Consider the following 22,072-nt stretch of genomic DNA (forward strand, 5'->3'; position numbering starts at 1 on the left):
GGGGGGGTGCGTGATGGGCGGTTCGGACGAGGGCCGGGGTCTGCTGGGCCGTATCGGCGGCAGAGGCCGCACGGGCGATCCCGGCGGTCCCGGCGGTCCCGGCGGTACGGGCCGCTTCGGCGCTTCGGCGGGAGGCGGCCCGGTCGACGCGGAGCGGATGATCGCGGAGGCGCGGAAGGCGTTCTTCGTGATGTTCGGCTTCGTCGCGATCGTCTGGCTGGTGCACCTGGCCAACTTCGCCGACCACTACGCCCTCTCCCGGGACTACGGGGTGGTGTCCGGCGATGTCACCACCCTGCCCGACATCGTCACCGCGCCCTTCCTGCACTGGAGTTGGGCCCACATCGAGAGCAACTCCGGCCCGCTGTTCGTCTTCGGGTTCCTCGCCGCCTACCGGGGAGTGGCCCGCTTCCTTGGCCTGAGCCTGCTGGTGGCGGTGACCAGCGGACTGGTCGTGTGGTTCTTCGAGCGGGGTGATGTGGACACCGTCGGCGCCAGCGGCCTGATCTTCGGCTACTTCGGCTATGTCGTGGTCCGCGGGATCTTCGACCGGCATCTGATCGACACCCTGATCGGTGTCGTCATGGCGGCGTCCTTCGCCTACATGCTCACCGTCGCGGTTCCCGGGACGCCCGGGGTGAGCTGGCTCGGCCACCTCGGCGGCCTGATCGGCGGCCTGGCGGGCGCCTGGATCTTCCGCGACCGCCTCCCGGCCGCCCTCCCGCCCACCGGCCCCGGCGCCCTCACCCGCCCCCAGGACCCCGCCGCCCCGCGCGCGGACCTGCACAAGGAACTGGGCGATCTGGGGCTGCTCTGACCGGGAGCGCGGTCAGCCGGGCCGGCCGGTCCCGGCGCGCGGCCAGTTCTCCAGGGCCACGTGCAGCGCGTCCAGCGCGTGTCCCCACGACGTCTCCACGGAGCGTGCGGCACCGAACCCGCCGATGGCCTCCAGGGCGCAGTAGCCGTGGAACGTGCTGCGCAACAGGCGTACGGCGTCGGTCAGTTCGGGCTCGGACAGCCCGTAGGCGCGGAGCATGCCGTAGGTGACCTCGGTGGTGACCTCGGCGGTGCGGCGGTACTCCGGCCGCTCCGCGACCAGGGCCGGGTCCGGCTGGGTGTGGGTGGCCCGGTAGCGGCCGGGCCGCTCCAGCGCGTACGCGCGATAGGCGTCGGCGAAGGCGACGAGCGCGTCCTTGCCCGCCCGCCCGGCCACCGCGGTGGCGATCCTGTCGATCATCTCGCCGGCCGCGAGCAGCGCGACGCGCTCGCGCAGTTCCCGCAGGTTCCTCACGTGTGCGTACAGGCTCGCGTCCTTCACGCCGAACCGGCGGGCCAGCGCGGCCACGGTGACGTTCTCGAAGCCGATCTCGTCCGCGAGATCGGCCGCCGCCCGCACGACCCTCTCGGTCGTGAGCCCGGCACGAGCCATGAGGACCACCTTTGCGCCACAGAACATTTCCTAGGGAACCCAGGGAGAAGCCTAGCCCCCGAAGGCAGGCGACTCCCCGGAATTCATGACGCAACGGACATGCCCTGCGGCAACACCCCTATATATATGGCCAGTTGACCGGTTCAGGTCGTCCCGCGCACACGAGGGAGCCGTCCGCCGTTCATGCTCCGCCCCGAATCTCCTCATGACGCGCCCGCAGGGGCGGGGCTGGACTCAGGAGGCGGTCATGGGGCACACGCACGGACACGAGCACGGGCACCACCATCACCACGAGCACGGTCACGAGGGCGCGGACACCACGCTGCCCGCCGCCTTCGACACCGCGGTGCCCGACGAGGCCCTCACCCCCGAGCAGCGCTCGCGCCGCTCGCTGCTGCGCCGCGCGGGACTGCTCGGCGCCGGACTCGCCGCCGGAAGCGTCCTCGCGCAGGGGGCCGCCACCCCCGCGTACGCCTCCACGGGCGGCCGGAGAAAGAACGGCTACCTCTGGCTGGCCGGAGACCACCACATCCACACCCAGTACAGCAGCGACGGCAAGTACCGGGTCGGCGACCAGGTCCGGCAGGGCGCGGCGCACGGCCTGGACTGGATGGTCATCACCGACCACGGCAGCGACGCCCACGCCAGGATCGGCGTGGACAAGGTCAACCCGGACATCCGGGAGGCCCGGGACACCTACGAGGACACCCTCGTCTTCCAGGGCCTCGAATGGAACATCCCGGCCGCCGAGCACGGCACGGTCTTCGTCCACCCCGGCCGCAACGAGGTCGCCGTCCTCAAGCAGTTCGAGACCGACTACGACGGCAGCGTCAAGGGCGCCACCGACTCGACGCCCGCCAACGAGGCGCTCGCCGTCGCCGGCCTCACCTTCCTCTCGGAGCAGGTCCGCAGCCGTCGCGTCAAGGACGTCCTGATGCTGGCCAACCACCCCGCCCGCAAGGGCCTCGACTCCCCGCACGAGATCCGCGCCTGGCGCGACGCGACCCCCGCCTCCCACCAGATCGCCGTCGGTTTCGAGGGCGCCCCCGGCCACCAGGCCGGCGGCATCGAGAAGACGTACGGCATGGGCGTCGCGCGCGGTCTGTACGACAACAGCCCGAGCGCCAACTCCTTCGCCGGCTACCCGCCGGAGAGCTACCGCACCTGGGGCGGCTTCGACTGGATGACCGCCACCGTCGGCGGTCTGTGGGACAGCCTGCTCGCCGAGGGCCGGCCCTGGTGGATCACCGCCAACTCCGACTCCCACCAGGTGTACACGGACACCGCGGTGCGCGGCGGACCGGACAGCGACTTCAACCTCAACGGCCGGCACACCGACCCGGTCTACGGGGGCAAGATCGACACCACCCAGGGCGACTACTGGCCCGGCCAGTACAGCCGTACGCACGTCGGTTCCGACGGCTTCTCCTACGCCGCCGTGATGGACGGCATCCGCGCCGGCCGGATCTGGGTCGACCACGGCGGGCTTCTCAGCGGTCTCGACGCGCGGGTCGCGGGCGGCGGCCGCTGGGCCACCCTCGGCGGCGCGCTGCACGTACGCAAGGGCACCCGGGTCACGCTGACCGTGGACCTCGGACTGGCCGGCGGTGCCAACTGGGCCGGATTCGTGCCCAAGCTGGCCCGTGTCGACGTCGTCCAGGGCGATGTGACGGGCCCGGTCTCCGACCGGGACACGCTCTCCGCCCCCACCGCGCGGGTCGCCAAGTCCTACGAGGTGAACAAGTCCTCCGGCACGGTCCGTCTCACCTACGACCTCGGCGCCGTCGACCGCCCGGTGTACGTCCGGCTCCGCGGCACCGACGGCAACCGGTCCGCGGTGGGACTCAGGGGCGCTGCGGTCGACCCGGCGGGCCCCGCCGTGGACGTCCTCGGCGACGCCGACCCGTGGAAGGACCTGTGGTTCTACTCCAACCCGGTGTGGGTCCTGCCCTCGTGAGCGAGTCCCATGTCGTCGGCGTCGACACCGGGCACACGGGCGCCCTGCGCGGGGCCGACCATCTGCTGCGGGCGTTCGCCGCGGAACTCGGCCCGGATGCGGCCGTGTCGGGCTGCACGCACCACGTGCGGGACGGACTGCGGCCGCACACGGCGCTGTCCTTCGCCCTGCCCTCGGAGCGGGCGGCCCGGGCGCTCTGGCAGCGGCTCGCGCGGGACGGCCCCGGCAGGTCCGGGGACGCTCCGGGGGTCGCCTTCGGTGACGAGCGGCACGGTCCCGGCGAGTCGGCGGCCGGAGCGGCCCTCGCCGCGGCCGAGCACGCGGCCCGCACGGGCGGCCGTGCCGTCCTCTACCCGGGGTCCGGCGCCGTCACCGGTGTCCTGACCGTCGCACGCCTCCTGGAGGTCTGCGCGGTGGAGCGGGTCGCCGTGCTCGGCTCGCCCGAGGCGCCCTCCCCGGAGACGTTGCTGGTCACGCGCGAGCACGTGCGCCCGGAGTGGCGCGAGGGCCGTCTCGTCCTCGTGGCGATGCCGGCCGCGGGCGGCACCCTGGTGCCCTTCGAGGTGCCGGACCCGACACCCTGCTGCGCCGACCACTGAAGGGAGCGGCCGGACGGCCGGGGAGAGCCGTCCGGCCGCGCTCCGGGGCGAGGGCCTCAGCCCGGGATCTCGGAGAACACGAAGGAGAACTCCGCCGGTGTGGCGCGCAGTTGATAGCGCGGGAGGGCGCCGGGACCGCAGGACTGCGAACCGATGCCCTGCTGCCCGTGGTCGAGGTTGACCCAGACCGTGTCCCCGGGGCGCAGATCCGTCCGGTGGGCCGCCGCGTCCAGCTGCTCGGTCGTCCAGCGGCGCGCGGTGAACCAGAAGGCCGGGTCGCCCTCGATCCGCAGCCCGCCGATCTCGGCCCGGCGGACGTCGGGCCGGGCGCCGTTCTCCTGCGGGCGCACGTACGGCGTCTGGAGGGCGTCGACGGTCGATTCCCAAAGCCCGTCCATGCAGGCCGACTTGGTGTCCGGATAGCCCTCTCCGGGGCCGCCGCCGAGCCAGCGCACCCGGTCGGCCGAGCCCGCGAGTCCGAGCCGGACGCCGAGCCGGGGCAGGGGCAGCGTCCAGCGGCCCTCCGGCGCCACGGACACGGTCAGCCGCAGCCGGGTGCCGTCGGAGGTCCAGTGGTACACCGTGCGCAGACCCACCTCCCGGGCCGCGGGCGCCACCCGGGTGCGTACGGTCAGGGAGTTCCCGCCCGGCTCCACCGCGTCCAGCCGGTGCCGCATCCGGTGCAGGCCCAGCGCCCGCCAGAGCGGACCGTGACGGGCGTCGGGCTGCCAGTGCGCGCCGTCGTCGTTGTCGGTCGGCGCGCGCCACACGTCGAGGCGGGGGCCGGTGATCCCGGTCCCGCCGACGGCGAGCAGCGCACCGGTACGGGCGTCGAAGGTTCCGGGCCCCAGGGTGATCGCCCGCCCGGAGAGGACCGGGGCCGCGGACGGGACGAAGGCGGGCGGGACCGGCTCCGCGGCGGGCAGTTGCGCCCAGGCGACGACGTGGCCGCGCTCCGCCCAGGCCGTCGCCTCGGCCGTCGACGCCCTGACCGTCCACAGCGCCCCGGCGCCCCGTGGGTCCACCGGGGGAGCCGGCAGCTCGACGTCGGCCGACTCGCCCGGTGCCAGGGCGGGCACCACGAGCGGGCCCGACGCGACGCTCTCGCCGTCCACCTGGTACGTCCACGCGAAGGCCAGACGGGAGAGGTCGGCGAAGTCGTACCCGTTGGTGACGCGCACGGTGCCGTCCGGGCCCGAGCCGTCGATGCGGACCGGCTCGATCACCTTCTTGTACTCGACGAGCCCGGGGGACGGCGTGCGGTCGGGGAAGAGGAGCCCGTCGCAGACGAAGTTCCCGTCGTGCAGTTCCTCGCCGAAGTCCCCTCCGTAGGCGAACCCGTGGCGCTCGTCCGCGATGCCGTGGTCGATCCACTCCCAGACGAAGCCGCCCTGGAGACGCTCGTACGAGGCGAACAGGCGCTGGTAGTCGGCGAGGCCGCCGGGGCCGTTGCCCATGGCGTGCCCGTACTCGCAGAGGATGAAGGGAAGCTGACGTCGCTTCAGGCCGCCGCCGTCCTGACGCCGGCCGATCCGTTCGACCTCCGCGTGATCGGTGTACATACGGGAATACACGTCCGTGTCGCGGCAGCCGTGGTCCCCCTCGTAGTGGAGGAGCCGTGAACCGTCGCGGGCGCGGATCCACTCGGCCATGGCGGTGAGACCGCGTCCGGTGCCGGCCTCGTTGCCGAGGGACCACAGGATCACCGAGGGGTGGTTCTTGTCGCGTTCGACCATGCGCGCGGCCCGGTCGAGCAGGGCGGGTGTCCAGCGGTCGTCGTCGACGGGATTGTCGCGCCAGTCCTGTGCGGCGAAACCGTGGGTCTCCAGGTCGCACTCGTCGACGACCCACAGCCCGTGGACGTCGCACAGGTCGAGGAAGGCGGGATGCGGCGGATAGTGCGAGGTGCGCACGGCGTTGATGTTGTGCCGCTTCATCAGCAGCACGTCGGCGAGCATGGTCTCCGGGTCGAGCGCGCGCCCCTTCCCCGGATGCCATTCGTGCCGGTTGACGCCCTTGAAGAGGACGGCCGTGCCGTTCACCTTGATCAGGCCGTCCGCGAGTTCGACCGTGCGGAAGCCGATGCGCAGCGGGACGCGTTCGCCCCCGGTGACCAGTTCGCCGTCGTACAGCCGGGGCGTCTCGGCGGTCCAGGGCAGCACCGGCACGGTGACCGGTGTCCCGGTGGCGACATCGATGTCCAGCGCGGGCACGAGGACCCGCCCGTCGACGTCGGAGTCGACGCGCAGGGTCCCCAGGCCCCGGCGATGGTCGTAGGAGGCGTGCACGAAGAAGTCGAGCACGCTGCCCGGCGGGCGGTGCAGCAGGGTGACGTCCCGGAAGATGCCCGGCAGCCACCACTGGTCCTGGTCCTCCAGATAGGAGCCCGCCGACCACTGGTGCACCCGGACGGCGAGCACGTTGCCGCCGGGCCTGAGGAGATGGCCCACGGCGAACTCGTGCGGCAGCCGGGACCCCTTGAAGTCGCCGAGGTCCGTGCCGTTCAGCCACACCCGGGCACAGGACTCGACCCCGTCGAAGCGCAGGAGCGTACCGCCGTCGGCCGGCCAGTCGGCGGGCAGGGCGAACCGGCGCAGATGGTCACCGGTGGGGTTCTCGGTCGGTACGCGCGGCGGGTCGACCGGGAACGGGTAGAGGTGGTTCGTGTACGCCGGTGACCCGTGGCCCTGGAGCACCCAGTGGCCCGGCACCCGGACCTCGGCCCAGCCCACGGGCTCGTACCCCTCGGCCGCGAACGAGTCGTCCTCGGCGTCGGCGGTGGGCGAGAGGCGGAAGTCCCAGCCGCCGTTCAGGGAGAGGGACCGGGCGTCCGATGCCGCGTACCAGGCGCGGGGCGCGAGGGCCCCGCCGCCGGGCGAGACGTCCTCGACGTAGTCGGTGCCGGACGGGGGAGAGGCCGGTGTTCCGGGCGAGGTGCGGAAGGGCATGCGTCTCCTCGTTGCGGGGGCAGGACGAGCGGTGCCGGGGCCGGGATGCCGGACGCTCACGTCGGAGGTGCTGTACGGCTCCTTGCGGGGGCGGTTCGCGCGGCCGGCCGCCGGCCGACCGACTGGAGCGCACCTTCGAGGGCGAAGGTGGCGGCGCCCAGACAGACCGGGTCGGTCGGAATGGGGGACAGGACGATCTCCGTGGCCGCGAGCGGGCGCCGCAGGGCGTGCGTGGCGACGGCCTCGCGGACCTCGCGCAGCAGCGGTTCGCCGAGCGCGGCCGCGACCCAGCTGCTCAGCACCACCACTTCGGGGTTGAGCAGGTTGACCAGGTCGGAGATCCCGGCACCCAGGTAACGGGCGGTGTCCCGCACGACTTTGAGGGCCACCGGGTCCCCCGCGGCCACGCCCGAGGCGAGGGCCTCGACGGTGGCGGTCTGGTCTCCCGGGTGCAACAGGGCGCTGCCGGGGCTCAGTTCCCGCAGATTCAGCATGATGCCGGGAGCCCCGACATAGGTTTCCACGCAGCCGTGGTTGCCGCAGTGGCACAGACGTCCGTCCAGGACGAGCGTGGTGTGGCCCCACTCGCCCGCGCTGTTGCTGACGCCCCGGTGCAGCCCGCCGCCGAACGCGAGACCCGCGCCCACGCCCGTGCCCAGATTGACCACGACGGCGTCACCGCGTCCGCGGGCGGCGCCGAACCACAGCTCGGCCACCGTGCAGGCGCGCAGCGGGTTGTCCAGGTGGATGGGGTGCGCGATGTGCTCCGCGAGCAGATCGCGCAACGGCACGTCGTGCCAGTCCCAGTTGGGCGCGTACTCCGCGATCCCGGTGTCCCGGTCGACCTGCCCGGGGACACTGACGCCCACACCGAGGACCCGGGCGCTCTCCACCCCGGACCGCGCGACCACCGAGGAGACGGCGGCCGCGACATGGCCGACCACCTGCTCCGGGCGGCTCTCCCCGGGGCGCATGTCCTCGTCGGCGCGGGCGAGGACGTTCAGGGCCAGGTCGAACAGCTCGACCCGGACGTAGGTCTCGGCGATGTCGACGCCGATGAGGGCGCCCCCCGCCGCGTCGACCGCCACCAGCCCCCGCGGACGGCCGCCCGCCGAGTCCTCGAAACCGACCTCGGTGAGCATCCCGAGGTCGAGCAGTTCACCGACGAGCGTGGCGACCGTGGCCAGGCTGAGCCCGGTCGCCGCGGCCAGTTCCTGCCGCGAGGTGGGGGACGCGGCGATGATCTGGCGCAGTACCCCGTACCGGTTCGCGGTGCGGATGTCGCGTGACGTGCCGCGCCTCATGGGACTCCCCCTCGTTCCCGCGCGCCCGCCGCCGGGCGCCTCGGTTCCCGGGCCCGTCAAGGCTATGGTCCGCCCCGGACATTCGACAAGGGGTTGGGAAATGGGGTGGAGGAAGGCCGGGGGCGACGACGGCGGAAGGTCAGGCGCCCGGGTGGAGGAAGTCCCGCACGAAGGCGTTGGTGAACGTGCCGGCCGGGTCGAGTTCGCCGGCCAGCGCCCTGAACGCGTCCAGCCGGGGCGACCGTTCACGCAGCACCGCGGGCGGCACGGTGAACACCTTGCCCCAGTGCGGCCGCGGCCCGAACGGATCCAGCGCCCGCTCCACCCGCCGCACCACCGGCAGTACGGCCTCCGTGTCCTCGATCCAGGTGAAGTGCAGCGCCACCGTGTCCCGGCCGTACGCCGGGCTCAGCCACTGCTCGTCGGCGGCCACGGTCCGCACCTCGCAGATCTGGAGCACCGGCGCGATCGTCTCCCGGATCGCGTCCAGGGCGTGCAGCGCGGCCATGGCGTCCGAACGCGCCAGCAGATACTCGGACTGGAGCTCGGCCCCGCTGCTCGGGGTGAACTCGGCCCGGAAATGGGGCAGTCGCTCGTGCCATGGGCCGGGGACCCCCAGCTGCTGCGTGCAGTTGCGGGCGGGCATGCCCGGCACCGGATGCATCGCCTCGGTCGCAGGCTCCGCCCACGGGAAGTCCGGCGCCGGCCGGTCCGTACGCCGCTTGAGCCACACCTGCCGGAAGCCGGGGCACCTCCAGTCCGTGAACAGGCTCACGCTGTACGCGGCCGCCGCGACCGTCTCGAAGTCGATTCCCTCCAGCGGGAGTTCGGTGAACACCTGCTGGCTGACCTCGAAGTCCGGTTCCAGGTCGAGCGTGAGCGCGGTGACCACACCGAGCGCGCCGAGCGCCGTCACGGCACCGCCGAACCGCTCATCGCCCCGGCCGATGACCAGGGAGCCGCCGTCGGCCGTGATCAGCTCGACCTCGCGGACCGCGGAGGCGAGGGAGCCGTTCGTGACCCCTGACCCGTGGGTGCCGGTGGCGACCGATCCCGCGACGGAGATGTGCGGGAGCGAGGCCATGTTGTGCAGCGCGAGTCCGTGCTCGTGCACCCGGCGGGCGAGTTCGGCGTACCGGACGCCGCCCGAGACCCGTACCGTACGGGCCGCCGTGTCGACGTCCACCGACGGCGGCAGACCGGTCAGCGACAGCAGGACGCCGTCGGCGCCCGGTTCGGCGAGGTCGTTGAACGAGTGCCCGCTGCCCAGCACCCGGACCCGGGAACTGCCCGCGACCAGGGCGCGCAGCGCGTCGAGCGAGGAGGGCCGGTGCAGCTCCTTGGCCGTGTACGTGATGTTGCCGGCCCAGTTGGTCAGGGTCATCCCTGTCGTCCCTCCCCGGGAGTCGCTGTACGTGGCCCATGCAATGACCACCGGGCGAACCTACCCCGTCGGTCCGCCGCGGTGGCAGACCGGTCCATTGACCCTCTCACGTGGCGCGATCTACCGTAGAGAGCGGTTGCTGTCGTCGGCGTCACCGAACCGGAAGGCCACCCCCTTGCCCGAGCGTCCTGCGGCGATGACCGGCCGGCGACCGGTGGCGATGTTCGCCATGACCGCCGAGAACGTGCCGCGGATCTTCCCCCCTGACACCCTCGCCCGGCTGCGCGAACTGGTGGACATCGACCTCTCCGCGCTGGCGGGCGACTTCACGGATCCGCGGGTACGGGCCCGGCTCGCCGACACCGAGATCCTGATCACCGGCTGGGGCTGCCCCGTCCTCGACACCGGCACGCTCGACGCGCTCCCGAGGCTGCGGGCCGTCCTGCACGCCGCCGGTTCGGTGAAGAGCTTCGCGACACCGGAGGTGTGGGAGCGCGGGATCGTCGTCTGCTCGGCCGCCGCCGCGAACGCGCTGCCCGTCGCCGAGTACACGCTCGCCATGATCCTGCTCGCGGGCAAGAACGTCTTCGCCCACCGGGAACGCCTGCGCGCCGAACGGGCCTTCCCCCACGACGGGACACTCCCCGCCACCGGCAACTTCGGCCGCCGGGTCGGCGTCGTGGGCGCCTCCCGCATCGGCCGCCGGCTCATCGAACTCCTCCGGCCCCTCGACCTGGAGGTGGGCCTCACCGACCCCTTTGTCGACGAGGCCGCGGCGGACGCCCTCGGTGTTCCCCTGCTGCCGCTGGACAAGCTGCTCTCCGGCAGCGACATCGTCACCCTCCACGCGCCGCAGACCCCGCAGACCCGGCATCTGATCGGCCGCCGCGAACTGGCCCTGATGCCCGCGGGATCGGTGCTCGTCAACACCGCGCGCGGCTCCCTGGTCGACCACGACGCCCTGGTCGAGGCGCTGCGCGCGGGGCGCCTCAGCGCGATCCTCGATGTCACCGACCCCGAGCCGCTCCCCGCCGACTCTCCGCTGTACGACCTCCCGAACGCCTTCCTCACCCCGCACCTCGCCGGTTCGCAGGGCAACGAGCTCGCCCGTCTCGGCCTGAGCGTGCTGGCCGAGACGGAACGTCTGCTGTCGGGGGAGGCGCCCCAGTTCCGGATCGGCCGGGAGGATCTGGAACGGACCGCCTGACGGACCGCCTGACCAGCCACGCGGGCGAACCACCGGAAGGACCGCCCGGGCCGTCAGCGACCGGGCTCGGCCAGGAACGCCTCCACCGTCGCCACGAACCCTTCCGGGTCGTCCAGCCACGGAAAGTGTCCGGCCCCGGCCCGTACGACCAGCTCCGCGTGCGGGAAAAGAGCGGCGACCTCGGCCATCGCCGGGGGCGGGGAGTTCAGATCGACCTCGCCCGCGAGCACCAGGACCGGGGACTCCAGGCGGCCCAGTGCCGCCCGGGTGGCGTCCGGGGTGAAGGCGCCGGCCTCGCCGAAGCGGGCCGCGGCCTCGTGGTTCCTGTGCTTGTCCCCCGCGTCCCGGTGAGCCCGCGCGGCCTCGTCCCAACGGCCGTACCAGAAGGGGGCGATGGCCCGGAACGCCGCGGCGTCCCCGTCGCCGGCGACGATCGCCTCCAGAGCAGCGAACGCCTCCGGGAACCAGGGCTCGTCCCGGCGCAGCGACGCCGTCGCCCGTCTGGCCCCGCCGCTGACGTCGACGCCGACGGCGAACACGCTCGGAGTGACCAGCACGAGCCGCCCGACCCGCTCCGGGTGCCGCTGCGCGTACAGGACGGCCGGATTCGTTCCTGCGGAGTGGGCGAGGAGATTCATCCGGTCGAGACCGAGGTGCTCGCGCAGGGCCTCGACGTCGTCGACGAGCCGGTCACAGCGGTACGAGCCGGGGTCCGCCGGGATCGCGGAGCGGCCGGTCCCCCGCGGGTCGGCCATGATCAGCCGCCGGTGCGCGGACAGCCCGCCCAGGTCACCGAGGTAGACGCAGTCCTGCATGGGTCCGCCGGGCAGACACACCAGGGGCGGGCCGTCCCCGAGCGTCTCGAAGGCCAGCTCGGTCCCGTCGTACGCGCTGAAGGCAGGCATGGCCACGACTCTCGCAGCGGCGCCCGGGCGGGGCAAACGCGATTCCGGGCCGCGGCGGGTCCGCGGCGCACGGGGGACCCGGCACGGCCGATGTCCGGGCGGGGGCATACCGTGAGGAGTCGAACACGACAGACGAAGCAGGTCGGGAGCGAGGAGAACGGGATGGGCAGCCGCACCGCGCTGGTCGAGGATCTGATGGAGCGGTTCCCGCACGTGCCACGGGAAGCCGTCATCAAGGAGGACCTGCTCCGCGGGGGCGTGGCCTTCGACGCGTCCGCGCTCAGCGACAACGAGGGCGGCGAGGTCAAACCGAAGTCGTACTTCATCTTCTCCTTCGACCACGGCACCCTGCCCGAGCTGGGCGAGGCCGCGCTCCGGCGCCCGCCCGAGGAGATCATCCTCACCGGCGGCCCGTACGACCTGCGGCGCACCGTCGTCTCCGTGCGGGTCAACCCCGCCTCGCCGTACCGCGTCGCCGCCGACGAGGAGGGCGTCCTCGGGCTGTACCTCGACGGGAAGCGGATCTCCGACGTCGGCGTGCCGCCGATGCCCGAGTACTACCGGCACAAGCTCTCCAACGGGAAGTCCGTGATGGAGGTGGCCCCGACGATCCAGTGGGGCTACCTGATCTACCTCACGGTGTTCCGGGTCTGCCAGTACTTCGGCGCCAAGGAGGAGTGCCAGTACTGCGACATCAACCACAACTGGCGCCAGCACAAGGCGGCGGGCCGTCCCTACACCGGGGTCAAGGACGTCGAGGAGGTCCTGGAGGCCCTGGAGATCATCGACCGGTACGACACCGCGAAGGCGTCGACGGCGTACACCCTCACCGGCGGCGCGATCACCAAGACGGTCTCCGGCCGTGACGAGGCCGACTTCTACGGCCACTACGCCAAGGCCATCGAGGAGCGGTTCCCCGGACGCTGGATCGGCAAGGTGGTGGCCCAGGCGCTGCCCCGCGACGACGTCCAGCGGTTCAAGGACTACGGGGTGCAGATCTACCACCCCAACTACGAGGTGTGGGACGAGTATCTGTTCAAGATGTACTGCCCCGGCAAGGAGCGTTACGTCGGCCGCGACGAGTGGCACAGGCGCATCCTCGACTCGGCCGAGATCTTCGGCGCCCGCAATGTGATCCCGAACTTCGTCGCGGGCGTGGAGATGGCCGAGCCCTTCGGCTTCACCAGCGTCGACGAGGCGATCGCCTCGACGACCGAGGGCCTGCGGTTCTTCATGTCGCAGGGCATCACGCCCCGCTTCACCACCTGGTGCCCCGAGCCGACCACCCCGCTGGGCAAGGCCAACCCGAACGGCGCGCCGCTGGAGTACCACATCCGCCTGCTGGAGGCCTACCGCGCCACGATGGACGACTTCGGGCTCCAGTCGCCGCCCGGATACGGCGAGCCCGGCCCCGGTCGCGCGGTCTTCTCCGTCAGCTCCTTCATGGACAGCCTGCCCGCGCAGGAGCCCGCCTCCCAGGTGTGACCCGCGGCCCCGGCGGGGCATCCGTCGCACGGCCTCGTACCGCCCGCGCCCCCACGGCCCGGACGTCATCGCGACGTCCGGGCCGTACCCCTGCGGCCTGCCAGGGCGGGGGAGTGCGACCGCCCGGGAGTGGCAGGTCCTGTGAAGGTTGGAGTGATCGGTTCCCTCCGGGGCCGCGCTGCGTCGACACTCTGGCCACCGGAGCCCCATGGGCCGTCCTGTGATCGCGCGAACGCATGATGTGACTACGCCGCTTGTCAGTTGTGTCGATCGCGTGAAAGGCTCTGGCCCGTTGTCGAGCCGGACGGACGCCAACTACCCCTGAAATCAGGCGAGTTGTGCGTCGTGTGACGTTGCACATGGACGCAGTGGATGCAGGAGCCCCCATGCCAGACCTGCCGACCCCCCAGGACGCCGCCGAGGCCGCGCTGTTCTCGGAATGCTGGGACGCCGTCCTGTCGTACGCCGATCTGTGCACGTCGGGCTCCGCCGCGTCCACCCAACTGGCCACCGAGGCCTTCACCCACGGCATCCACGAGGCGCGCTCGGCCACCGGCCGCACGAAGGCCACCGGGCGCAGAAGCCCCCGGCTGCCCCGGATTCCCCTGCTGCTGAACGCGGTTCGGACCACCGCCGCCGCCTGGGAGGCCCACGGCCAGGGGCACCGGCTGGACCCGGACCTCAGGCTGTGGCTCAACTCCGAGAAGGCCGCCCGCTATACCGGGCCGCCCCTGCACCGCCCGGTCGCGCTGCGCGGTCTGAAGGACCTTCAGGAACCCGACGCCGCGCTGCTGTGGCTGGTCGAGGTGGAGGCGCTGCCACTGCCCGCGGTGGCCCGGCGGCTCGGCCTCGACCCGGTGGCCGCGGCCGAGGAACTCGGCCAGGTCCGCGCGCTGTTCAGGGACCGGTGCCACCGCAACCACCTCGACACGCCGATGGACGCCGACTGCCGCAGCTACGCCCGGCTCCTCGACGCGGTCACCCGGTCGCCGGGAGCCGAGACGCCCGAGGACCTCTCGCAGCACCTCGCCCGGTGCGTGGAGTGCGCGGAGGCCGCGGCCTGTCTGCGGCTGCACGGCGGAGGGCTGCCCGCCGCGCTCGCGGGCGGGGTGATCGGCTGGGGCGGCCTCGCCTATCTGGAACGCAGGCGCCGCGCCGCCGAGGCCGGACTCGCGGGCGGGCGCACGGACGCCGCCTCGGACACCGGTCTCGCCGAGAACAGGGAGGCCACGCCCCGGATCGGCCGCACCGGCCTGCTGGTCGCCGCCGTGATCGTCTCCGGCCTCGCCCTCACCGTCTCCCTGATGCCCTTCGGTTCGGGGAACGACGGAGCCGCCTCAGCACGCGGTGACGCGGCCGACCGCCGGCCGGTGGCCGACCCCGCCGTGTCGTCCCCCGCGGCCACGACCCGGGCGGAGGGCTCGCTCGTGTCGCCGGGACCCGTGGACCCCAGCGTCGGCACCGGCTCCAAGTCCGACCCCGAACCCCAGGGCACGACCTCGTCCCCGGCCCACGCCACGAGCGCCGCGACCCCGGGATCCAAGGGCTCCGCGCAACCGTCCGGCACCACGAAGGGGCCCGCCTCCTGCGCGGTGAAGTACGACGTCGTCGACCAGTGGACGGACGGCTTCCAGGCCACCGTCACCGTCACCTCCGTCAAGGCCCTCGACTCCTGGCAGATCGGCTGGAGCTTCGACGACGGCCAGCGGGTCACCCAGATGTGGGACGGCACCGTCGCCCAGAACGGCTCCCACGTGACCGCGACGGCCGAGGAGTACAACAGGTCGGTCGCGGCGGGCGGTTCCTTCGCCGTCGGCTTCCTCGGCAGCCGGCACGACGGCAACGCGTCCCCGGACACCTTCACCCTCAACGGCGGCCGCTGCACCACGGCTCACTGACCTGCGCGGACCGGTCCGTCCCGCGCCCCGGCCGTCCGTCCGGCGGCGGGACGACCGCCTCGGGGAAAAAACGTTGGCGTCCCGCCGTGGCGCGCCGCTAGGCTTCCGCACGTACCGATGGTGGCCGGCCGGCCACCGTTGTCGTCGACTGAGCAGGACCAGGAGGTGTGACCGATGGCTGTCGTTGCGATGGGCGCTGCCCGCATCCAGAAGTTCATCAAGTCCACCTCCGTGGCCGCCGGCTGACCTTCCTCTTCCTTCGCGCCGCAGTGCGCGTCGCCGGGGCCGCCCTTGTGAAGGGTCTCCCTTGACTTCCTCCGCTTTCCCGACCCCGTCCGCCTCCCTGGGGCTGTCCCCGCTCGTTCCGTACGGCTGGGACGACGCCTGGGCGGACGAGTTCGCTCCCTACGACGCCCAGGGGCTCGTCGCCGGACGCGTGATCCGTGTGGACCGCGGCCAGTGCGACGTCGCCACCGCCGACGGCGTCATCCGCGCCGACACGGCCTTCGTGACCCCGCACGACCCGATGCGCGTCGTGTGCACGGGTGACTGGGTCGCCGTCGAGCCGGCCGGCACCCCGCGTTACGTGAGGGCGTATCTGCCACGCCGTACGGCCTTCGTGCGGTCCACCTCCTCCAAGCGGTCCGAGGGGCAGATCCTCGCCGCCAACGTCGACCACGCCGTCGTGGCCGTCTCGCTCGCCGTCGAACTCGACCTGGGCCGCGTCGAACGCTTCCTGGCACTGGCCTGGGAGTCCGGCGCCCAGCCCGTGGTCGTCCTCAGCAAGGCCGACCTGGTTCCGGAGGCCGCGACCCTCGCGCACCTCGTCCAGGACGTGGAGACGAGCGCGCCCGGGGTTCCCGTGCTCGCCGTCAGCTCCGCGACCGGGGAGGGGCTCGACGTCCTGGAAGCCGTGCTCGCCGGCGGTACGGCCGTGCTGCTCGGGCAGTCGGGCGCGGGCAAGTCGACCCTGGCCAACGCGCTGCTGGGCGAGGACGTCATGGACGTCCGGGCGACCCGCGACATGGACGGCAAGGGGCGGCACACCACGACGACCCGCAATCTGCTCGCGCTGCCGGGCGGCGGTGTCCTCATCGACACCCCGGGACTGCGCGGAGTCGGACTCTGGGACGCCGAGAGCGGTGTCGGGCAGGTGTTCTCCGAGATCCAGGAGTTCGCCGCCGACTGCCGTTTCCAGGACTGCGCCCATGTCGCCGAGCCCGGGTGCGCGGTGCTCGCGGCCGTCGACTCCGGCGAACTGCCGGAGCGGCGGCTGGAGAGCTACCGCAAGCTGCTCCGCGAGAACCAGCGGATCGTCGCCAAGACGGACGCGCGGGTGCGGGCCGAGATCCGCCGCGACTGGAAGCGCAAGGGGGCGGAGGGCCGCGCCGCCATGGAGGCCAAGCGCGGCCGCTGGTAGCCCCGGGCACGGGGTCGCGGACGGGGGCGCACCTTCGACGCCCGTGTCCCGGCCCGCCGTAGCCCCGCTGCGCCCGTACCACCGCGCTGTGCGGTGGTACGGGCGCGGGGTGTCGTCCCGCTCCCGGATGCCGTGTCCGATTTCCGCCAGCCCCGGTGGTGCGGGCGGGGCGACACTGGAGGGGTGAACGACGAGGACACCAGGTACGAGGCCGTAAGGAGCCGGGACGCCCGGTTCGACGGGGAGTTCTTCTTCGCCGTGCGGACGACCGGGATCTACTGCCGCCCCAGCTGCCCCGCGGTGACGCCGAAGCGGCACAACGTGCGGTTCTACGCGACGGCCGCCGCGGCGCAGGGCTCCGGGTTCCGGGCCTGCCGCAGATGCCGTCCGGACGCGGTGCCGGGCTCGGCGGCCTGGAACGTACGGGCCGATGTCGTCGGCCGCGCCATGCGCCTGATCGGCGACGGCGTGGTGGACCGCGAGGGCGTCGGCGGCCTCGCCGCACGGCTCGGATACAGCACCCGACAGGTACAGCGGCAGCTGACGGCGGAGGTCGGCGCGGGTCCGGTCGCGCTCGCCAGGGCCCAGCGGGCGCACACCGCGCGGACACTCCTCCAGACCACCGAACTCCCCGTCACACAGATCGCGTTCGCGGCCGGGTTCGCCAGCGTGCGCCAGTTCAACGACACGATCCGCACGGTCTACGCGTCCACGCCGAGCGAGTTGCGCGCCGCGGTGCCGCGCACCGGCCAGGCCGCCCGGAGCGTGGCCGGCCCCGCGGCCGGGGTCCCGCTCCGGCTCGCCTACCGGGGCCCGTACCAGTCCACCGCCGTCTTCGACCTGCTGGCCGCTGAGGCGGTCCCCGGCGTCGAGGCGGTCGAGGGCGTACGCGGCCGGCGCACGTACCGCAGGACACTCCGGCTGCCGTACGGCACGGGGATCGTGGCCGTCCAGGAGCGGCCGGGTTCCGGCGCGGGCCGCCTTCGCGCGGGCGGGACGGGCCGCACCGGGCGGGTACCGGGGCCCGGCGACGCCGCCCACCCCGGCGGGTGGCTGGACGCCCGGCTGCACCTCACCGATCTCCGGGACCTGACCACCGCCGTACAGCGGCTGCGGCGGCTCTTCGACCTCGACGCCGATCCCTACGCGGTCGACGAACGGCTGGGAGCGGACGCGCGGCTGGGGCCGCTGGTCGCGGCGCGTCCGGGCCTGCGGTCGCCGGGCGCCGCCGATCCCGACGAACTGGCGGTCCGCGCGCTCGTGGGGGAGGCGGAGGCCGAGCGGCTGGTGCTGCGCTACGGGAAGGCGCTGGACGCCGGGTGCGGGACGCTCACCCATCTCTTCCCCGAGGCCGCCGTGCTCGCGGAGGCGGAGCCCGGCGGCCCGCTCGGCGCGCTGGCCGCGGCCCTCGCCGACGGCACCCTGCGACTCGACCCCGGCGCGGACCGCGAGGAGGCCCGGGCGGCGCTCCTGGCGCTGCCCGGACTGGACGAGGACACCGCCGCCGTCGTCCTCACCCGGGCGCTGGGCGACCCGGACGTGGCACCGCCGGGCGTGGACGCCCCGGACGGCTGGAGGCCGTGGCGCTCCTACGCGGTACGGCACTTGAGCGCGGCGGGGGAGCTTCAGGGCCCGCCCGTGGGGGAGTTCAGTCCTCCAGGCCCCAACTGTGGATCCGCCGGGGATGGATCCGGATCAGTTCCTCGCTGAAGTGCGGGCCCAAGTCGTGTGCCCCGGTGAGGAGTTCCGCCTCGCCGCGGATGTCGACGCCCCGGACCTTCCACGGGTCGAGGCTGACGATGTCGTCGACGACGAGGGCGACCTTCGGGTTCTTCAGGAGGTTGCGCCACTTCTTCGTGGCGCCCATCGAGTAGCCGCCGATCAGGATCGTCCCGTCGTCCTGGGGGAAGAAGCCGACGGGGTTGGCCTGGGGCTGCCCGAGGGGGTCGACGGTGGCCAGCCGTCCCAGCCGCTGCGACCTCAGATACGTGCGCTCGGCCTCACTGAATTCGGTCATGGCAGCAGTTAAGTACGCCCCGGCCGCACCGCGCATCGGGTTCCGGTCCTAGGTCCGGGGGAGGAGAGCGGTCCTCGCCGCCGGTCCTCGTGGGCCCTCGCGGGTCCTCGCGGTCCCCTCCGGTCCCGTTCGGACGCGTCCGACGGTGTGATGATGTGATGCGGGCGGACGCGGGTGGGGAATCGATGGCCCCATGTCCCGCGTGATCGTGTTCCGGCGTCTCCTCGTCCCTCTGGCGACCGCCCTGGTCCTCTCCTCGACGGGTGCGATCGCCTCCTCGGCGGGCGCTATCGCCTTCGCGGCGGGTGCGATCGCCGAAGCGCGGTCGGTGCCCGGCGCGAGAGGTCCGCAACCGGTCGGGACCCGGGCGGAGGCCGGGACGGGAGCGTGGACGGGGACCTGGGAGGCGGCGGCCTCCGGCACGGTGCCGGCGCCGCCCGGCGCCACGATCCGCAACGTCGTCCACACCAGTATCGGGGGCCAGGCCGCGCGCGTCCGCCTGTCCAACCGCCTCGGCACGAGGCCGCTGCGGCTCGGTGCCGTGACGCTGGCGCTGAGGCACCCGGACGAACCGGGGAGTCCCCGGGCCCTGGCCGGGTCCGTGCGCGCGGTCACCTTCGCGGGAGCCAGGGCGGTCACCGTTCCCGCCGGCCGTGACCTGGTCAGCGACCCCGTCCCCCTGTCCGTCCCCGCCGACGCCGACCTGCTGGTCTCCGTGCACACCCCGGCCGATTCGGGCCCGGCGACCTACCACCGCTCCGCGTTCCAGACCAGCTTCGTCGCCCCGGCGGGCGACCGGACCGGCGAGGAGAGCGGCGCCGGCTACACCGCCACGGTCGGCAGCTGGTACTACGTGACCGGCGTCGACGTTCTCGGCGCGGCCACGGCCGCCGGCAGCGTCGTCGCGCTCGGCGACTCGATCACCGACGGCACCGGATCCACCTCGGACGCCAACCACCGCTGGCCCGACCTGCTCGCCGCCCGGCTGCGCGGGCTGCCCCCGCACCTCGGGCCAGGCGTCCTCAACGCGGGCATCTCCGGGAACCGCCTCCTCCTGGACGGCCAGGGTCCGAGCGCGCTGACCCGTCTCGACGCCGACGTCTTCTCCCGCGCGGGCGTCCGGACACTGATCGTGCTGGAGGGCGTCAACGACATCAAGGGAACCCCGGAGCAGCGGGACCCGCGTGCTCTGGAGAACGCCTACCGGCTCCTCGTGCGCCGCGCCCACGCCCACGGCATCAAGGTCATCGGCGGCACGATCACCCCGTACGGCGGTCACGCGGCGTACACCCCGGCCCGGGAGGCCGTGCGGCAGGCCGTCAACGCAGCCGTCCGCACGGACCGGATCTTCGACGGGGTCGCGGACCTCGACGCCGTCGTCCGCGACCCGGCCCGCCCGAACCGGATCCTCCCCGCCTACGACCCCGGGGACCACCTGCACTTCAACGACGCCGGCATGCGCGCGCTGGCCGGCACCATCGACCTGCGTTCCCTGCTGACACCGCTCGGGGCCGGGCCACGCACCCCCGGGCCCTAGCCCCAGATGACCGCCCCCAGCCACGCGCCCATGATCAGCAGACAGGCGAAGAGTTCCGTCAGCACGCTCCAGCCGCCCGCCCGCATCGCGGTCCGTACCGAGGCCTTCGCCGGGCCGTGTCCGCCGAGGCGCAGCCGCTCGCAGAGGTAGATCCCGCCGATGAAACCGGCCACGGCGCCGACCACCGGGACCAGGAAGAAGCCGAGGAAGGACCCGGCACCCGCGTACACCGCCATCCGGGTGGTGGCCCCGCTCTCGCGCAGCCGTCGTGGCGGCAGCATCCAGCGGACGGCCCGGGAGAGCAGCAGGACCGCCGTCGAGGCCACCAGGACGGCCCAGGACAGCTTCTGCGGACAGCTCAGCGCCCACCACAGCACCGCGGCCCAGACGAGCCACGAACCCGGCAGACCGGGCACCAGTACTCCGACCAGGCCGAGCAGGATCACCACGCCGACCAGCAGGAGTTCCCACACTCCCATCTGCCCAGCCTGCCCGAGCGGACGGGAGACCGCAGGTCAGGCCCGGGTCAGCCCCGGGCCACCCAGCCGCGCTCGTAGGCGTGCCAGCCCAGTTGCAGCCGGGTCGTCACACCCGTCAGCTCCATCAGGTGCTTGACCCGGCGCTGCACCGTCCGAAGGCCCAGGTCGAGCTGTTTGGCGACGCTCGCGTCGGTCAGCCCCGCGAGGAGCAGGGAGAGGATCTCCAGGTCGGTGGTGTCCGGACCGTCCGGCTCCTGCTCCAGCACGCCCCTGCTGCCCAGCCGCAGCGGCAGCGCGTCCCGCCACACCGACTGGAACAGTCCCGACAGGAGTTCCAGGAGCCCGCTGGCGTGGACGACCAGCGCGGCCGGTTCCGCCGTGTGCGAGGTGAGCGGCACCATGGCGAGCGCCCGGTCGGCGATCACCAGTTTGGTGGGCACCCGGTCCACGACCCGGACCTGTTCGTCGCGGCCGAGCGCGGCCGACAGTTCGGTGATCCCGGTGGGCTGGTCGAGGACGGCCCGCTCGACGACCACGCGATAGCCGACACCCCGGCCCGCGGCCTGTTCCTCGGCGTCGTTGTCCGTGCCGGACACCACCATCGGAGTGCCCGTGACCAGCGCGCACACCTCCTCGACGGCGCCGAGCTGGAGCTGGAGGAAGCGCTGCGAGACCGCCGCGGCGCCGATCACCACCTCGACCAGGTCGTGCACGGCCGGTTCGCCCGCCGCGCCCCGGTACTCCTCGGCGAGCAGCGCGGCCGCCAGTTCCGCCTTCTCCAGTTCGTGGCGCTGCTGGGTGAGCAGCGCGCCGAGGGCGACTCCGGGTGGCGCGGCGACCCAGCGCCCCGGCCGCGCCGAGGACTGCGCGGCCAGACCGCTCAGCTCCAGCCGGCGCAAGGCGCGCTCGGTCTCGTGCTCGCCGAGCGTGAGTCTGCGCGCGAGATCGGGTACCTCGGCGGCGCCCACGGACACCAGCGCCCGGTACGCCGACTCGTGGGTCTCGTCCAGACCTATCGCTCCCAGCATGCGGCGATGCCCTCCCGTGGCTGCGTCGTGTCCGGGCGGCCGAACCGTGGCGGAAACCGGCCACGGCGCAAACCCGCCCCGGCACATCATCGCCGTACCCCCCGCCCCTCTGACAAGCTCACGTCACCGAGGTGCCGACCGGCGTCCGTGATCCACCGGTTGGATCCGGCCGCGGGGAGGCGGCCGTGCGGGCGGGGCGAACCGGCCGACGCCGGCGGCCACTTGGTCGTGCGGACCGTGACCCGGGGCCGCCCCGCGGCGGGCGTGGGGCCCCGGTCACCCGGGCGCCGCCGGGCGGTTCTCCCGTGGGGGGTGGGGCCGCCCGGCGGTCAGGCGTCCGCGTGCTCCGGTACGGATTCCTGTTCGACGGTTCGTCCGAGGGGCCGTTCGGCCGCACGCACCTTGGCCGGTTTTTCCGGATGCCCCGTTTTCAACCGGCTGTCTCGGTGGACAATCGGGAGCATGAGCCAGCAGG

General features: G+C 73.4%; 17 protein-coding genes. 9 read left to right on the top strand and 8 right to left on the bottom strand.

The window, feature by feature from the left end; genetic code table 11:
• Positions 1-13: 13 nt before the first annotated feature.
• Positions 14-817 (top strand): rhomboid family intramembrane serine protease, encoded by an 804-nt coding sequence (locus WJM95_RS25900; RefSeq protein ID WP_339132196.1) that lies wholly within the window; start codon positions 14-16, stop codon positions 815-817.
• A 12-nt stretch (positions 818-829) separates the two neighbouring features.
• Here the strand turns inward: WJM95_RS25900 and WJM95_RS25905 are convergent, their stop codons facing one another.
• On the bottom strand, positions 830-1,429 hold the full coding sequence (locus WJM95_RS25905; protein ID WP_339132197.1) for a WHG domain-containing protein: 600 nt from the start codon (positions 1,427-1,429) through the stop codon (positions 830-832).
• Between the two features lie 247 nt (positions 1,430-1,676).
• Here WJM95_RS25905 and WJM95_RS25910 point away from each other — a divergent pair, with 247 nt between their 5' ends.
• Both WJM95_RS25910 and WJM95_RS25915 read left to right on the top strand, forming a co-directional pair.
• The gene (locus tag WJM95_RS25910; RefSeq protein ID WP_339132198.1) at positions 1,677-3,386 is read left to right on the top strand and encodes a PHP domain-containing protein; all 1,710 of its coding nucleotides are present in this window, start codon (positions 1,677-1,679) and stop codon (positions 3,384-3,386) included.
• Positions 3,383-3,985 (top strand): hypothetical protein, encoded by a 603-nt coding sequence (locus WJM95_RS25915; RefSeq protein WP_339132199.1) that lies wholly within the window; start codon positions 3,383-3,385, stop codon positions 3,983-3,985. Before WJM95_RS25910 ends, WJM95_RS25915 begins: the two co-directional genes overlap by 4 nt.
• 56 nt (positions 3,986-4,041) lie before the next feature.
• Here WJM95_RS25915 and WJM95_RS25920 read toward each other — a convergent pair whose 3' ends face one another.
• The 3 genes from WJM95_RS25920 to WJM95_RS25930 all read right to left on the bottom strand — a co-directional run bounded on the left by WJM95_RS25920 (position 4,042) and on the right by WJM95_RS25930 (position 9,621).
• Entirely contained in the window at positions 4,042-6,933 is a 2,892-nt protein-coding gene (locus tag WJM95_RS25920; protein ID WP_339132200.1) for a glycoside hydrolase family 2 TIM barrel-domain containing protein, read from the bottom strand.
• A gap of 56 nt (positions 6,934-6,989) precedes the next feature.
• The gene (locus WJM95_RS25925; RefSeq protein ID WP_339132201.1) at positions 6,990-8,237 is read right to left on the bottom strand and encodes an ROK family transcriptional regulator; all 1,248 of its coding nucleotides are present in this window, start codon (positions 8,235-8,237) and stop codon (positions 6,990-6,992) included.
• 139 nt (positions 8,238-8,376) lie between these two features.
• Positions 8,377-9,621 carry an FAD-binding protein gene (locus WJM95_RS25930; RefSeq protein ID WP_339132202.1) on the bottom strand — a complete coding sequence of 415 codons (1,245 nt, stop codon included), beginning with the start codon at positions 9,619-9,621 and terminating at the stop codon, positions 8,377-8,379.
• A gap of 196 nt (positions 9,622-9,817) precedes the next feature.
• Between WJM95_RS25930 and WJM95_RS25935 the strand changes: the two genes are divergently transcribed.
• The gene (locus tag WJM95_RS25935) at positions 9,818-10,828 is read left to right on the top strand and encodes a hydroxyacid dehydrogenase (RefSeq protein ID WP_339132203.1); all 1,011 of its coding nucleotides are present in this window, start codon (positions 9,818-9,820) and stop codon (positions 10,826-10,828) included.
• Between the two features lie 53 nt (positions 10,829-10,881).
• Here WJM95_RS25935 and WJM95_RS25940 read toward each other — a convergent pair whose 3' ends face one another.
• Positions 10,882-11,733, bottom strand: a complete 852-nt coding sequence (locus WJM95_RS25940) for an alpha/beta hydrolase (protein WP_339132204.1) — start codon at positions 11,731-11,733, stop codon at positions 10,882-10,884.
• Positions 11,734-11,895: 162 nt separating this feature from the next.
• Between WJM95_RS25940 and WJM95_RS25945 the strand changes: the two genes are divergently transcribed.
• The 4 genes from WJM95_RS25945 to WJM95_RS25960 all read left to right on the top strand — a co-directional run bounded on the left by WJM95_RS25945 (position 11,896) and on the right by WJM95_RS25960 (position 18,246).
• The gene (locus tag WJM95_RS25945) at positions 11,896-13,218 is read left to right on the top strand and encodes a radical SAM protein (protein ID WP_339132205.1); all 1,323 of its coding nucleotides are present in this window, start codon (positions 11,896-11,898) and stop codon (positions 13,216-13,218) included.
• 386 nt (positions 13,219-13,604) lie between these two features.
• Complete coding sequence (locus WJM95_RS25950; RefSeq protein ID WP_339132206.1) at positions 13,605-15,116, top strand: cellulose binding domain-containing protein; 1,512 nt, start codon at positions 13,605-13,607, stop codon at positions 15,114-15,116.
• A 307-nt stretch (positions 15,117-15,423) separates the two neighbouring features.
• Positions 15,424-16,536, top strand: coding sequence for a ribosome small subunit-dependent GTPase A (gene rsgA, locus WJM95_RS25955; RefSeq protein WP_339132207.1), 1,113 nt, complete (start codon positions 15,424-15,426; stop codon positions 16,534-16,536).
• Positions 16,537-16,719: 183 nt separating this feature from the next.
• Positions 16,720-18,246, top strand: a complete 1,527-nt coding sequence (locus WJM95_RS25960; protein WP_339132208.1) for an AlkA N-terminal domain-containing protein — start codon at positions 16,720-16,722, stop codon at positions 18,244-18,246.
• Here the strand turns inward: WJM95_RS25960 and WJM95_RS25965 are convergent.
• Positions 18,185-18,553, bottom strand: coding sequence for a PPOX class F420-dependent oxidoreductase (locus WJM95_RS25965; protein WP_339132209.1), 369 nt, complete (start codon positions 18,551-18,553; stop codon positions 18,185-18,187). The two genes, WJM95_RS25960 and WJM95_RS25965, sit on opposite strands and share 62 nt — an antisense overlap.
• Before the next feature lie 193 nt (positions 18,554-18,746).
• Here WJM95_RS25965 and WJM95_RS25970 point away from each other — a divergent pair, with 193 nt between their 5' ends.
• The gene (locus WJM95_RS25970; protein ID WP_339132210.1) at positions 18,747-20,090 is read left to right on the top strand and encodes an SGNH/GDSL hydrolase family protein; all 1,344 of its coding nucleotides are present in this window, start codon (positions 18,747-18,749) and stop codon (positions 20,088-20,090) included.
• On the opposite strand, the gene WJM95_RS25975 is transcribed toward WJM95_RS25970, so the two are convergent.
• On the bottom strand, positions 20,087-20,569 hold the full coding sequence (locus tag WJM95_RS25975) for a DUF456 domain-containing protein (RefSeq protein ID WP_339132211.1): 483 nt from the start codon (positions 20,567-20,569) through the stop codon (positions 20,087-20,089). The two genes, WJM95_RS25970 and WJM95_RS25975, sit on opposite strands and share 4 nt — an antisense overlap.
• 47 nt (positions 20,570-20,616) lie before the next feature.
• Entirely contained in the window at positions 20,617-21,597 is a 981-nt protein-coding gene (locus WJM95_RS25980) for a helix-turn-helix transcriptional regulator (protein ID WP_339132212.1), read from the bottom strand.
• Positions 21,598-22,072: the final 475 nt, after the last annotated feature.

The organism is Streptomyces sp. f51 (genome assembly GCF_037940415.1).
In the GTDB taxonomy this organism is placed as follows: Bacteria; Actinomycetota; Actinomycetes; order Streptomycetales; family Streptomycetaceae; genus Streptomyces.